Below are 14,303 nucleotides of genomic sequence, written 5' to 3' on the forward strand. Positions count from 1 at the left end.
GACGAATCGAATGGCAATAGCAACAATAGGAAGTCGTTTAACCTATACAATCGTTGTCCAAAATACTGGAACACTTCCTGCCCAAAACGTTACATTTACAGACCCCATACCAGCTGGCACCACTTTCGTTCCAAACAGTGTAACTGTTAATGGTACTCCAACAGCCGGCGATCCTTCAACTGGAATTCCTATTAATAATATTCCTGCTGGTGGTTCTGTTACAATTACTTTTCAAGTAGATGTAACAAGTATTCCTACCCCACCTGTCGCCAGTAACGTAGCATCATTTGGATACGAATTTCAACCTGCACCTAACGCAACCACTATCACACGTACAACAACAAGCAATATAGTTGATACAGATATTTTCACAGCTAATGTCGCATTAACAAAAGCAGTAGATAAAACAATTGCTACGATCGGTGATACGATTACGTATACAATTACTGCTACAAATGAGGCTCCATTAGCCGCTAATAATGTTATCATTACAGACACACCTCCTGCCGGCACATCGTTCGTACCGGGTAGCGTTACAGTGAATGGTACTCCTACTACGGATAATCCTGCTACTGGAATAAATGTAGGAACGATTGCTGCAAACGGGAATGCTACAATTACGTTTCAAGTTCGAGTTAATACTCTCCCTACACCAAACCCTATTCCAAATAGTGCAACTTCAAGCTTTCAATATAATCCACCAAACCAACCACCAATTAACAGAAACTCTACAAGTAATATAGTCGAAACACAAATTAATGCTCCTATCATTAATCCGGCTAAAAGTGCAAACCAACAAATTGTGAATATCGGTGACATCATTACGTATACGATTACTGTCCCAAATAACGGTAATATTTCAGCAACAAATGTTTCTATCACCGATCCTATCCCTACTGGCACCACTTTTATTCCAAACAGTGTTACAGTTAATGGAGCGACACAATCTGGTGTAACACCAACAAATATTCCGCTAGGTACGATTCCTGCTGGTCAAACTACAACTGTCACATTTCAAGTTCAAGTCACTTCTCTTCCGGCTAACGGAACGATTACTAACGAAGCAAATATAACATTTACATCGCAACCAAACCCGTCTGAACCCCCAACGACTACTACGACAACACCACCTCCAACAACTACTTCTGTACAAACTGCAATTGTAAATCCAACAAAAACTGCTAGTCCACAAATTGCTGATATTGGTGATATTATTACGTATACAATTACTGTACCGAATACAGGAAACATCGCTGCGACGAACGTTATTGTAACTGATCCAATTCCAAATGGTACTACATTTATTCCGAATAGCGTCACAATTAACGGCACTTCACAACCAGGTGTAAATCCTGCTGGCGGTATACAAATCGGAACAATCGCTGCTGGTACAAATGCTATAGTTACATTCCAAGTTCAAGTTACCTCTCTCCCAGAGAATGGCTTAATCCGAAATATCGGAACGACAACATTTACGTATCAACCCGATCCAACAAAACCACCTATTACAACAACAGCCCCTACACCACCTACTACTACTCCTGTTAATACCGCTATTACAAATCCTGTTAAAACGGTGGATAAAACTGCTGTTGATATCGGTGATATTATTACGTATACGATTACATTTACTAATGATGGTACAATCCCTGCTACGAATGTAGTTTTTAATGATACAATTCCTGCTGGGACAACATTCATTCCGAATAGCGTAGTCTTAAATAATGCTCCCGTTCCAAATTCAAATCCAGCACTAGGAATTCCAGTTGGAACAATTAATCCTGGTGAAACGAAAACACTCTCGTTCCAAGTTCTTGTTACACAAGTACCTGCTGGCGGTGTTATTACAAACGAAGCTTCAACGACATATACGTATCAGCCAGATCCAACAAGGCCTCCTGTTACAACAACTGAACCGACAGCACCTACTACAGTCACTGTTAATACCGCTACAGTTAATCCTACAAAATCTGCTAATCGTACTTTTGTTGACATTGGTGATATTATTACGTATACAATTAGTTTACAAAATAACGGCACTGTTTCCTCAACGAATATTGTACTAACCGATCCTATTCCAAACGGTACAACATTTATTCCAAATAGCGTCACGATTGATGGTGTCTCACAACCTAACAGTAACCCTGAAAACGGTATATCAATCGGCACTTTAATTCCAAATCAGGCAAAAACAATTACATTCCAAGTTCAAGTTACAAGTGTGCCACCAAATGGCCTTATAGAAAATCAGGGTATTGTATCATTTAATCATATTGTTAATCCAAATGAACCCCCTGTTACAAAAACGACCCCAACTCCTAAAACAGAAACTCAAGTTGGCACTGTTGTTACTACGCCTACAAAATCTGCAGACAAACAAGTTGCTGATATAGGAGATACAATTACCTATACGGTAACTTTTATAAATAATGGGACAGTTCCAGCTACAAATGTAGTCGTTACAGACCCTACACCTAACGGGACTATTTTCGTTCCAAATAGCGTTACGATTGATGGCGTTTCAAATCCTGGCTCCGATCCAGAACTCGGAATACAACTTGGCACTATTTCTGTCGGGGAAACAAAAACAATCACCTACCAAGTGGTCGTTACAAATTTACCACCTGACGGGATAATTAGAAACCAAGCATCCTTCACTTATCAATATCAACCGAATCCGAGTGAGCCTCCCGTTACAACAACTACTACGACTCCAAGTGTGAACATCCCAATTAACAATCCAAATCCGACGACTACAAAATCTGCCGATCGACAAATTGCCGATATAGGAGATACGATTACTTTTACTGTAACATTCCAAAATAGAGGAACTGTACCCGCTACAAACGTTATCGTAAAAGATACACTTCCATCTGGTGTTTCATTCGTTCTAGGTAGCGTTGTTGTGAATGGAACATCAGAACTTGGAGAAAATTCTGAAATCGGCATACCAGTTGGCACTGTAAATCCTGGTCAAAGTATTACAATTACGTTCCAAGGTGTAGTAAATAGCATCCCGCCCGGGGGAATCATTAGAAATCAAGCAAATATAACATTCACATATGAGCAAAATCCGAATGAACCTCCTGTTACGACAACTATTACAACTCCTGAAACAGAAACGGCAGTTAATACTGCAACACTAAATCCACAAAAAACAGTAGATCGTTCCTTTGTTGCATTAAATGATATCATTACCTATACGCTCTCATTTCAAAACACCGGTACTGTCCCTGCTACGAATATAACAGTAGTGGATTCTATCCCTGCTGGTACTATATTAGTTCCAGACAGTGTTACGATTAATGGTATTCCTCAACCAGGATCCAATCCAGCATCTGGAATTTCACTTGGAACTTTAGCACCATCCGAACGAGCGACCATTACTTTCCAAGTACGAGTAGTAAACATCCCTGCTAGTGGAGAAATACGCAATCAAGGAAGTGCAACATTTAATTATCAACCGGATCCAAACTTACCTCCAGTCACAAAAACAGAAACGACTCCCGAAACAACGACTCCTATTCAAACTGTAGTCATAAGCCCTACTAAAACCGCAAATCTTACGTTTGCAGAAATTGGTGATATCGTAACTTATACTGTCACTTTTACAAACCAAGGAACTATACCTGCTACAGGTGTAACAGTTACAGACTCTTTGCCACCTGGTACAACTTTTATTACTGATAGTGTTACAGTAAATACTATCCCTCAACCTGGTGTAAGCCCCCTTACAGGCATTTCTGTCGGTACTGTTAACCCTGGGGAAACCGTCACAGTTACGTTCCAAGTACAAATAAATGCTATTCCACCTAACGGGAAAATAGAAAATACGGCAGTTGTAACCTATATTTCTCAACCTAATCCTAGTGAACCACCTATTACAACGACGGAAACAACTCCTACTGTTACTTTACCGGTTCATACCGCTAACCCGAATCCGCAAAAAACAGTAGACCGTGAGTCTGCAAGTATTGGTGATACGCTCACTTATACGATAACCCTTCAAAATACTGGAAACATCCCTGCAACCAATGTTATTATTACTGATTCTATCCCTACTGGAACTACATTTATCCTTGGTAGCGTTACGATTAATGGTATTCCACAACCTAATTTGAACCCTGAAACAGGAATCCCGATTGGCACATTAAACCCTAGACAAATAGTGACTGTTACTTTAGAAGTACAAGTAACTACTCTACCACCAAATGGAATTATCTCAAATGAAGCAAATGTCACTTACACATCTCAACCAGATCCTACTCTTCCGCCTATTACAACAACCACACCTACTCCAATTGCAGAAACAATTGTACAAAATGCAGAGTTAGAGTCAACTAAAACAGTAGATTTATCAGTTGCTAACATTGGAGATGCACTCACGTATACAATCACGCTTGAAAACATCGGAAATATTCCTATGACAAATGTATCTGTCATTGATCCACCACCAGTAGGTACACAATTTATTGTGGATTCCGTTACAGTAAATGGTATTTCACAACCAGGTATTGATCCAAGTATTGGAATATCTATCGGTACAATACAACCGAATCAAATAGTAACCATCACATTCCAAGTAACGATTACAAATATACCGCCTAACGGGGTTGTTACAAATGTTGGTTCAGTCAACTTTACATCTCAACCTAATCCAAATGAACCTCCTATTACAGAAACAGAGACAACACCACCAGTTAATACTGAAATCATTAATAGTATTATTAATCCATCGAAAACAGCTGATCGAAACAACGTTGATATAGGTGATATTATTACGTACACCGTTACCTTCCAAAACTTACAAACTGTACAACTGACAGACATCGTTTTTACAGACCCCATCCCAACAGGTACTACTTTCATTCCAAATAGCGTTACAATTAATGGTGTACCAACTAGTAATCTTGACCCAGCTCTTGGCATCCCTCTGGGCACATTAAACCCTAGTCAATCAGTTGTTTTAACATTCCAAGTTCGCGTTGTTTCCATACCACCTAACGGAATTATTGTAAATGAAGCTACTATCACCTACACATTCCAACCTAATCCTGGAGAACCACCAGTAACAGTAACTACTCCAACGCCCCCTACTACTACAAATGTCAACACAGCAACAACGAATCCTACAAAATCCGCTGATAAAGTATTTGCTTTATTAGGTGACACAATCACTTATACAATCTCCTTACAAAATACAGGAACTGTCCCTGCCACGAATGTACTTGTAACCGATCCTATTCCAGTTGGTACTACTTTCATTCCAAATAGTGTAATGATTAATGACGTGCCACAACCAGGTACCGTCCCTAGTTCTGGAATTCTTATCGGTACATTAGAACCTAACACCTCGGCCGTCGTAACTTTCCAAGTTCAAGTAACTTCGATACCGCCGACAGGTTTTATTGAAAATGAAGGGACCGTTTCATTCCAATATCAACCAGATCCTACTAGACCACCTGTATCTGTTACTACGCCTACACCTACTACAAAGACCCAAGTAAGTGAAGTTACCACTAATCCTAACAAACAAGCTAGCCCTCAAGTTATTAATCTTGGTGATACTGTCACATATACAATTACATTCCAAAATGTCGGGAATATTAATGCGACAGATGTTATTATTACAGACCCTACTCCTGCAGGTACTACTTTCATTCCGAATAGCGTTACGATTAATGGCGTCTCTTCGCCTGGAGAAAATCCAAATAATGGTGTCAACGTCGGAACTGTTACTCCAGGACAAATTATTACGTTAACTTATCAAGTTACTGTAACTGCACTCCCGCCAGACGGTATTATTAAAAACATAGCAACTGTCACTTACACATTCCAGCCAAACCCTAGCGAACCCCCTATTACCATTACAGATCCTACACCAACTGTTGAAGTATCCGTTATTACACCTACACCTAATCCAAATAAACTAGCAGACAAACAAATTGTAGATATAAATGAAATCATAACGTATACTGTAACCTTCCAAAATCGTGGATCAGTCCCTGCAACTTCCGTTATCATTACCGATCCATTAGTAAATGGGCTAACATTTATTCCAGGTACCGTTATAATAAATGGTATTCTGGATCTTGGAGCAAATCCTGTAGCGGGTATACCTGTAGGTACAGTCAATCCGAACGATACAATTACGGTTCAATTCCAAGCAAGAGTAACAAGTGTACCACCTGGTGGTATCATTCGAAATCAAGCAACTGTTACTTTCACATATGAACCATTTCCTGGTGAACCTCCTATTACCATTACAGACCCTACTCCAATTAACACAACGAATGTAAAGACAGCTATATTAAATCCACAAAAAAGAGCTACGCCGGAAACAGTTACACTAGGTGATATTATTACGTATACGATTTCACTCCAAAATACAGGTACCATTCCTGCTAATAATATTGTTGTAACTGATACAATTCCTGTCGGTACTTCGTTCATTGAAGATAGTGTTACTATTAACAATGTGCAGCAACCAACCGCAAATCCGTCCACAGGCATCCCGATTTCAACACTTGCTCCTTCTGAATCCGCAACGATTTCTTTCCGTGTCCTAGTTACTTCAATTCCACCAAGCGGAGAAATTCAAAACCAAGGTAACGTTTCCTTCCAGTATCAACCTGATCCTACTAAGCCACCTGTATCCGTTACTACACCTACTCCTACTACAATTACCCCTGTAAACGTTGGGACTATCAATCCGATAAAAACCGCTGATAAATCCATCGTTTCAGTAGGTGATACGATTACATTTACTATCACATTCCAAAATGAAGGTACGATTCCTGTTACTGACATTTCTGTTACAGACTCACTTCCTGTCGGCACATCATTCATTCCAAATAGTGTCACAATTAATAACATTCCCGTTCCAAACACAAATCCATCCACAGGCATCCCCGTCGGAACTCTTAATCCAACAGAATCAGTAACTATTTCATTCCAAGTACAGGTTATTACACTTCCAGCTAATAGAATGATTACAAATATCGCTTCCATTACGTACACTTCTCAACCTGATCCGACTAGACCACCTATCACAACAACGACAACAACACCACCAATTACGATAGAAGTAAACCCTAATGAGCCAAACACATTTATTAAGACTGCGAATGTAAATCGTGTAGAACTCGGTGACTTCATCACATATACACTTACCTTTACTAACAATGGCGCTACTCCTGCAAATAATGTACTCATTACTGATTCACTGCCTCCCGAAGTTACTTTCTATCCGAATTCAGTAACAGTAAACGGAGTAATACGTCCTGGAACTAACCCAACTATCGGTATTATTATTGGAACTGTTAATCCAGGTGAATCCGTTGATGTTCGGTTTATCGTTCAAGTAACAGCAGAACCACGAGACGGTCTCATTCGCAATACCGCTCGCATTCGCTATACACTACGACCTGACCCTACTAAACCACCAATTTCCGTTGACGAAACTTCAGACCCAAACATCATTACGTTTATCGGTCCATTCGTATCACCAAATTTAAATTGTTTTTTTGATGGCACACGGTTTATACGCCGAGGCTGGGACAGTGAGTGTTAGCACTATAAATAAAAAGACAGCGTCAAAAACGCTGTCTTTTTATTTGGTACATATACAGTTTTTAAGTTAGCTTCATATCTTTTTCATTATAAAAACCATCTTCTTTTTCCATTTCCTTCTGTAATTTCGTAAAGGAACGATACATTGCAATTCTCCATGACACAATCATCGCAAACGCAAGTAAGAAGAACATGCCACTAAGTTGTCCTAAATCAAGAGATTGACTTAAGTAGGTTTTAAATACAATCCGCACTACAAGTAATCCAATTAATATGAAAACAAAGGCTTTTGAACGCTTCAAATAAATCTCTTGTCCTCTAATTTCAAATTTAGATGTTTTAATAAGAAAAATAGAGAAAATCAAACCGACACCAATTGCTTCTAACATTTCTGCTGGAGTTAATCGAAATTCAGGAAAAACATACATCAATGCACCCGTACTCATAAAAAATGGTGGAAGTATAATTTTTTTCAATGTTGCAGGTTTCTTAGCTGCTTTTAAACGAATAAACATCGCACCGACAGCCATACAAACAGCAACGATACTTGATAAAAGAACTATGTTCATATTTTCTCATCCTTTTTTGTGGCTATATGCAAAATATACTTTCATTATATGCTTTTCCGTTAGTATTTCCAACATTTTCGCAGAATAATACTAAAAACCAGTAAAACCACCAAATAAACTTGAGAAATATACGATAATTTTCGTCATCCAGTTAAAGTATAGGAAGACACCCATAACAATCATAATATATCCTCCGACTTTCATGAAGGCCATACTATTTCTTTTAATCCAAGACATTTTCGTAATAAAGAATGACAGTACGAAAAACGGGATTGCAAATCCAAGTATGTAAGCAATCATATATATCATTGCTGATTCTGGATTTGTTGCTGCTAATCCAATTACAGACACTAGAATTGGTCCGGTACATGGCGTCCACCCTGCTGCAAAAGCTAATCCGATTAGTACTGATCCAAAATAGCCACTTGGACGATTTTTAAATGTAAATTTACGGTCTTGCATTAAAAATTTCGGCTTAAACACCCCGACAATAATTAAGCCGAACACGATGATAAATATACCACCTAACTGTCTGATTAAATCTTTATAGTCAGTAAAGATTCCTCCAATAAAACTTGTACCAAATCCAATTGCAATAAATATAATTGAAAATCCAAGTAAGAAAAACGCTGTATGTATCATACTTCTTTTGCGAAGCATTGCATTTTCTTCTTTCAATTCAGAAACCGACATACCTGTTATGTACGATAAAAATGCCGGATAAAGCGGTAAGCAACATGGGGAAATAAATGATAAGAACCCGGCGCCAAACGCTAAAAAAATACTAATATCTTGCATCATTCCACTCCTCTCCCTAAATATTGTAACAAAAACACATAAAAATACTATGAACAATTCGTGAAATCACTTTTACAACGTGGCAATAAGAAAAACCGCACTTCCTCACAGTTTCTAATAAAACGTTTTCATTTCCTTCTATTATATAGAAAAAACCCAAATGGATTATAAAACTCCTTTAATTGTTATTACCATAACAAAGGTAACATAGTTTCTCAAATAATTAGCACGTTACTAGTACGTCTATATACATATTGGTTTAAAAAATATTTTTTTCAAATGCTATCTCTATACAATGCAAAGTTTATTTTATAATACTTCTACTATTAAAAATTTCAAGATTATGCATAAATATCATACTTTTATTATTATTCTATAAAATGTCATACTTTTCTTTCATTTGACCCTTTATTTCTAATTTTGTATACTTCCCTCTAGTTATATATTTTCGATACGGAACAACTTCATATAGATGGGAGGAATTTTTCATGCTTCGTTATTCTCTTTTAGTTTTATTAGGAGCGTGTAGTTATGGAATTTTAGCTATTTTTGTTAAGCTTGCATATGCAGAAGGATTTTCACTTGGAGAGGTAATTGGCAGCCAATATTTGTTCGGTTGGATTATTTTGCTTGCTATTACACTTCTATTTTCTAGCCATCGCGTTCCTTTAAAGCAAGCATTACTTTTATTCGTTGCAGGAACATCTGCAAGTTTTACCGGAATTTTTTATTATGCTTCATTAAAAACTGTACCAGCTTCTATTGCAATTATTCTTTTATTCCAATTCGTTTGGGTCGGAATTATCATTGAAGCAGTCGCAACAAAAACATTACCTTCAAGAGAAAAAGTTATTTCTGTTATTTTCTTACTTGTAGGGACATTTTTATCAAGTGGTTTACTTGAACAATCAGTAGGTGCTTTCGATACGACTGGGGTCATTTTAGGTTTATTATCTGCTGTTACATTCGCAACATACATTTTCGTAAGCGGAAAAGTTGCTGTTGAAGTACCTTCATTACCGCGCGGTGTTCTCTTAATGACTGGTGCTTTAACTTTAGTCATGATTGTATTCCCACCAACATTTATTTTTAATGGTGCCATTTCTCAAGGTCTTTGGAAATACGGTTTAGGATTAGGAACATTTAGTATCGTTATTCCATCTATTGCCTTTACAATCGGGATTCCAAAAATCGGTTCTGGCTTAGCGACTATTCTTGGTGCAGCGGAACTACCAGTTACAACAATTATGTCAGTATTCGTTTTAAAAGAGGCTGTACTATCTTCACAATGGTTCGGTGTATCACTTATATTAATTGGGATTGCAATCCCGCAAATTGCATACGCAATGCGTGGACGTTATCGTAAACATCATACGCATAAAAAAGTCGCAGCATAAAGTGAAACTTTAATTAGTTGAACCAATCGGGCTTTTATGGGATAAACGAGAGAGGATTTTCATTTGAGAATCCTCTCTTTTATTGTTGTATACTTATGATAAATATTTTGCTGAAGAAAGAAGGCATACTACATGGTATCTATTTCAAATCAACTAAAAGAAAAACTTATTTCCATCCGTCGACATTTACATGAGTATCCAGAACTATCATATGAAGAGTTCGAAACAACAAAAGCAATAAAAAATTGGTTAGAAGAAAAAAACATTACTATCATTGATTCCAATTTAGAAACAGGAATTATCGCTGAAGTGTCTGGTAATAAAAACGGACCAATTGTAGCAGTTCGTGCTGATATTGATGCCCTTCCTATTCAAGAAGAAACACATTTGTCCTATGCATCTAAAGTACGAGGGAAAATGCATGCTTGTGGACACGATTTTCATACAGCTGCTATTTTAGGTACTGCTTTCTTATTAAAAGAAAGAGAATCTTCCCTAAATGGAACGGTTCGCTTCATATTCCAACCAGCTGAAGAAAGTAGTAATGGCGCTTGCAAAGTTATTGATGCTGGACATTTACGTAATGTGCAAGCGATTTTCGGCATGCATAATAAACCTGATTTACCAGTAGGTACAATTGGCATTAAAGATGGTCCACTGATGGCCGGAGTTGATCGATTTGAAATTGAAATTCACGGAGTTGGTACACACGCGGCTGTACCAGATGCTGGAGTAGATCCTATTGTCGCATCCTCTCAAATTGTGATGGCACTGCAAACAATTGTAAGCCGAAATATAAGTTCATCTCATAATGCAGTTGTTAGTGTTACAAATATTCATGCAGGAAATACGTGGAACGTGATTCCTGAAAAAGCTACGTTAGAAGGAACGATTCGCACATTCCAAGCTGAAACACGTGAAAAGATTCCAGCACTCATGGAGCGTATTATTAAAGGTGTATCTGATGCATTAGGTGTAAAAACGAAATTCTGTTTTTATTCAGGTCCTCCTGCTGTTCACAACGATAAAGCTCTTACAGACTTATCTACTCAAGTTGCCACAAAGATGAATCTTAATATCATCTCGCCTAGTCCGTCAATGGCTGGAGAAGATTTCTCATTTTACCAACAGGAAATACCAGGTTCATTCGTCTTTATGGGAACGAGCGGTACACATGAATGGCATCATCCTGCTTTTACAATTAATGAAGAGGCACTGCCTATAAGTGCAGAATACTTTGCTTTACTAGCCGAAAGAGCACTTAAACAATTCTCATAAAAAAAGCCGTTCAAAGTGCATCTCAGCACCCTGAACGGCTTTTCTTATTAAGTTAAATCACGTTTTAAAAACACAGTATATGAAATACATAAAAATACGAACAAATAAAGTAACAACATACATGATGCAAACGGGAATGTTACTCCATCAATAAAACTTCCATTCTTTGAAATACTATATAAATCTGTGTTTGCTGGCAATAAATATTTCGCCCAGTTATATCTAGTGGCTGCTAATAGCGCAATATTGCCTGATAAAGCAAGGAATAGTGAAATACCAATTGCACCTCCACTAGATCTTGTTAACACAGAAATCATAAATGCAAACGATGCGTACACAACCGTTGGTAACCACGATAAAACATAATATTTACTTGCTTCTACAAAAATGTTTTGTTTTATTATATTTCCATCTTGGAAAATAAACTCACTCCATGCAGGCTGTTGGAATTTATAAATAACAAGTCCACATAAAGCGGAGAAGATCATATTAAATATAAATAATAAAGCTGCAAATATAACAATTGCTAAAAATTTTGCTGTTAAAATTTTAAAGCGACTCGCTGGTCGTATCGTTAAAAATTTATATGTTCCCCAGCTATATTCATTCGCAAAAATTGTACTTGCATACACGAGGATAAATGGGAGCAAAATTGGAAATACGATAAAACCTGTATCTCTCATGAAAGAAAGTGGAGAACTGCTTGCCGGTGCTGTATCCGTATCTAAATGCTTCATCTTAAGCTGGTATTCTTTTACAAGCTCATCCCCTGATTTTTCTGCTAAAATAGCTTCTTTTTTCATGCCAAGCTTTTTCTCAATTTCTACAGTTCGTTCTGTATAATCTACTTTCCATCCTTTTGTTTCCGGTTCAAAATACTTTACCGTAACCCATCCTAATCCGATTATTAATACTGCAATAACTGCAAATGGAATAATCGTTCGCTTCCGCTTAAATATTTTATACAGTTCGTTATATACTAAATTAAACAATATCTTTTCCCCCTGTTAATTCTAAAAATTGCTCTTCTAACGTTTTTCTTTCTTCATATACACGATACACTTGAATATTTTTCTCAAGCAATGTACGAATAACATTTGGGATTTCTTCATCTTTTACATTAATAAGTAATTCATTATCTTTTACTAAAACATCATGCCCTAATATTTCTGCTGCTTTATTCGCATCATCTACACGTATACGGATCGTCTCCATCTCTTCGCTTTGGCTATGCTGAATATTTTGCGTAGCCACATATTCCCCGTGCTGAATAATGATAACTCTGTCACACATTAATTCAACTTCTGAAAGTAAGTGACTTGATACAAGTACAGCTTTTCCTTGTTCATGTGCAATTTTTTTTATGTACATTCTCATTTCATGTATTCCACTAGGGTCTAATCCATTTGTCGGTTCATCTAGTATCAACACGTCTGGATCGTGAATAAGTGCCTGAGCGATTCCTAAACGTTGTCTCATGCCGAGTGAATACGCTTTTACTTTGCGATCAATTACTTGTCCCATCCCTAACAATTTCACTACTTCATCGATACGTTCTTCGGTCACATTACCATTCATTCGTCCGAAATATGTTAAATTTTCATAGCCGCTCAAAAAAGGATAAAATTCAGGTGTCTCAATTACCGCTCCAATTTTCGCAGCTGTTTTTTCGAATTGCTGTTTCACAGATTGACCATCAATCCATACTTCACCTTCTGTCATACGGATCATACCAACCATCATTCTCATTAAAGTCGTTTTTCCAGCACCGTTTGGTCCGAGTAAACCGACAACCTCGCCTTTTTTCACTTCAAAACTAATATTTTGTACAAGTGTCTTTGATCCGATTCGCTTCGTTAACCGATCGACTTTTACAATTGATTGTTCATTTGTCATTCTATACAACCTTTCCTTCCCATTCTTTGTCAGGTCTTTTCACTGTAACATGATTATTTTTATGTGTAAAATAGAAAAAAGCATGATTTCTCATGCCCTTTCTTTAAACCGCAACGAATTTTCATCTTTTAAATTTCGAACAAATCGATAACATTGCATCATCGATATTAAAACGACAGTCATCATAATTACACTAATAATTACAACTGCATATATTGTAATTGGCGCACTATTTATTCCTTGTATCCCTGCGATTTTCATAAAGATAACCGTGAATAATTTCAAAAATAGCATCCCATTAATTAATCCAAAAACAAATGCTGCTCCATAAATGAATAATTGCTCCTGACATAATACACATAGTACCTCTTTTCTTTTCATATTTTCTTCTACATAAGATATAAACTCCTCCCTCCTCACATGCAAAAGGGAGTACATCATTTTATATGTAGTAAAAATACATATGAAAATTAGTACAATAAAAAGTGTGTAAAAGTACATTTGAAATACAAATGCATTCCCTACTTTCAAAATAGCTCCTTCATTAAATTGTAACGATATCACAAAAAACAAAATCATAGTACTCATAGCAATCCACATAAATTGCTTCATCCTTTTGGTAGCAAATGTTATAATATTTTTTCTCGCTAACCGACATAAAGACATAAAATTCTTCCCCTACCTTATTACATACGCATTCTATACTACTAGTGTATAAAAATATGACATTTTAAACATCGCACTACAATCGGAATTTCTTCTAAGTCTTTAGTCCTAGAAAATGAAATGATAA

9 protein-coding genes are annotated in these 14,303 nt (G+C 37.0%); 3 read left to right on the forward strand and 6 right to left on the reverse strand.

Going from position 1 to position 14,303, the window contains the following annotated elements; genetic code table 11:
* Window positions 1–10: 10 nt before the first annotated feature.
* Window positions 11–7,573 (forward strand): DUF7507 domain-containing protein, encoded by a 7,563-nt coding sequence (locus BHV55_RS18210; RefSeq protein WP_070756891.1) that lies wholly within the window; start codon window positions 11–13, stop codon window positions 7,571–7,573.
* 61 nt (window positions 7,574–7,634) lie between these two features.
* Here the strand turns inward: BHV55_RS18210 and BHV55_RS18215 are convergent, their stop codons facing one another.
* The 3 genes from BHV55_RS18215 to BHV55_RS27930 form a co-directional block, all read right to left on the reverse strand.
* The gene (locus tag BHV55_RS18215; RefSeq protein ID WP_001028440.1) at window positions 7,635–8,141 is read right to left on the reverse strand and encodes a CcdC family protein; all 507 of its coding nucleotides are present in this window, start codon (window positions 8,139–8,141) and stop codon (window positions 7,635–7,637) included.
* A gap of 90 nt (window positions 8,142–8,231) precedes the next feature.
* Window positions 8,232–8,939 carry a cytochrome c-type biogenesis protein CcdA gene (gene ccdA, locus BHV55_RS18220; RefSeq protein WP_001152676.1) on the reverse strand — a complete coding sequence of 236 codons (708 nt, stop codon included), beginning with the start codon at window positions 8,937–8,939 and terminating at the stop codon, window positions 8,232–8,234.
* Between the two features lie 16 nt (window positions 8,940–8,955).
* A complete protein-coding gene (locus tag BHV55_RS27930; RefSeq protein ID WP_071686460.1) occupies window positions 8,956–9,105 on the reverse strand; it encodes a peptidase T in 150 nt (49 codons plus the stop codon).
* Window positions 9,106–9,427: 322 nt separating this feature from the next.
* Between BHV55_RS27930 and BHV55_RS18225 the strand changes: the two genes are divergently transcribed.
* Together BHV55_RS18225 and BHV55_RS18230 are read left to right on the forward strand one after the other, a co-directional pair.
* Window positions 9,428–10,336, forward strand: a complete 909-nt coding sequence (locus tag BHV55_RS18225) for an EamA family transporter (protein WP_070756892.1) — start codon at window positions 9,428–9,430, stop codon at window positions 10,334–10,336.
* A gap of 132 nt (window positions 10,337–10,468) precedes the next feature.
* On the forward strand, window positions 10,469–11,614 hold the full coding sequence (locus tag BHV55_RS18230) for a M20 peptidase aminoacylase family protein (RefSeq protein ID WP_000253673.1): 1,146 nt from the start codon (window positions 10,469–10,471) through the stop codon (window positions 11,612–11,614).
* Between the two features lie 47 nt (window positions 11,615–11,661).
* Here BHV55_RS18230 and BHV55_RS18235 read toward each other — a convergent pair whose 3' ends face one another.
* The 3 genes from BHV55_RS18235 to BHV55_RS18245 form a co-directional block, all read right to left on the reverse strand.
* Window positions 11,662–12,606, reverse strand: coding sequence for an ABC transporter permease (locus BHV55_RS18235; protein WP_000482759.1), 945 nt, complete (start codon window positions 12,604–12,606; stop codon window positions 11,662–11,664).
* Window positions 12,599–13,510, reverse strand: coding sequence for an ABC transporter ATP-binding protein (locus BHV55_RS18240; RefSeq protein ID WP_000180622.1), 912 nt, complete (start codon window positions 13,508–13,510; stop codon window positions 12,599–12,601). Before BHV55_RS18240 ends, BHV55_RS18235 begins: the two co-directional genes overlap by 8 nt.
* Window positions 13,511–13,600: 90 nt before the next feature.
* Entirely contained in the window at window positions 13,601–14,176 is a 576-nt protein-coding gene (locus BHV55_RS18245; protein WP_070756893.1) for an ABC transporter permease, read from the reverse strand.
* Window positions 14,177–14,303 lie beyond the last annotated feature (127 nt).

This window comes from Bacillus sp. RZ2MS9, from assembly GCF_001816185.2.
Classification (GTDB): domain Bacteria; phylum Bacillota; class Bacilli; order Bacillales; family Bacillaceae_G; genus Bacillus_A; species Bacillus_A cereus.

What these genes read in the sequence shown, in the direction of transcription:
- BHV55_RS18210 (WP_070756891.1), top strand. Translation starts at nt 11, where the DNA reads ATGGCAATAGCAACAATAGGAAGTCGTTTAACCTATACAATCGTTGTC.
- BHV55_RS18215 (WP_001028440.1), bottom strand. Translation starts at nt 8,141, where the DNA reads ATGAACATAGTTCTTTTATCAAGTATCGTTGCTGTTTGTATGGCTGTC.
- ccdA (WP_001152676.1), bottom strand. Translation starts at nt 8,939, where the DNA reads ATGCAAGATATTAGTATTTTTTTAGCGTTTGGCGCCGGGTTCTTATCA.
- BHV55_RS18225 (WP_070756892.1), top strand. Translation starts at nt 9,428, where the DNA reads ATGCTTCGTTATTCTCTTTTAGTTTTATTAGGAGCGTGTAGTTATGGA.
- BHV55_RS18230 (WP_000253673.1), top strand. Translation starts at nt 10,469, where the DNA reads ATGGTATCTATTTCAAATCAACTAAAAGAAAAACTTATTTCCATCCGT.
- BHV55_RS18240 (WP_000180622.1), bottom strand. Translation starts at nt 13,510, where the DNA reads ATGACAAATGAACAATCAATTGTAAAAGTCGATCGGTTAACGAAGCGA.
- BHV55_RS18245 (WP_070756893.1), bottom strand. Translation starts at nt 14,176, where the DNA reads ATGTCTTTATGTCGGTTAGCGAGAAAAAATATTATAACATTTGCTACC.